1 protein-coding gene is annotated in these 526 nt (G+C 24.1%); it reads left to right on the top strand.

Translation table 11 applies throughout. The features are described from left to right. Nucleotides 1–52: 52 nt before the first annotated feature. On the top strand, nt 53–469 hold the full coding sequence (locus tag HMPREF2586_RS04420) for a DUF7659 family protein (protein ID WP_070812647.1): 417 nt from the start codon (nt 53–55) through the stop codon (nt 467–469). The last annotated feature ends 57 nt before the right edge of the window (nt 470–526 follow it).

Genomic DNA, 526 nt, shown 5'->3' with positions numbered 1-526 from the left:
TATACTTTTAAACTTATTTAAAAGTATAAATTCTTTTTAGGAGTGGTCAATGATGAAAAATTTATATGTAGAATTTGAAGAAAGAAAACAAGAAAAAATAAATAACTTTGATATGTTCTTTGCATTTGATAACAAACATTTTGAAAAAGGTTTAGAAAAATTAGGTGTTAATTCTAATGAAATTGTATCAATTGGAATGAATGGTTTTATTCGTAAATCAGACGTTTCAGTATTTAAAGAAATGGTGAATAGTTTTAAAGAAGAACATACTAAAAATATGAAAAATGATGATTATGTTTATCACATGTTCAAATACGAAATGAGCAATCATGAATATATTATTACTTATGATGATGAAGAAGTATTAGACGCTTGTGGCGTAGATGAACATTTATTCATTGCAGATGAAAGATTGAAAACAATTTATATAAAAGCTAAAAATGATTATATTAAAGAGAATGAAGAATAAAAAAAGCCCTCAAAAATGAGGGTTTTTTGTGTGAAAAGACATATATCCAACTTTTCA

The organism is Staphylococcus sp. HMSC034G07, from assembly GCF_001835975.1.
Lineage (GTDB): Bacteria > Bacillota > Bacilli > Staphylococcales > Staphylococcaceae > Staphylococcus > Staphylococcus ureilyticus.
The sequence above is the reverse complement of the archived record's forward strand: the minus strand, read 5'-3'. Positions and strand labels throughout refer to the sequence as shown.

Excerpts from the sequence above, each read along its gene's own strand:
- HMPREF2586_RS04420 (WP_070812647.1), top strand. The coding sequence starts at position 53 with ATGAAAAATTTATATGTAGAATTTGAAGAAAGAAAACAAGAAAAAATA.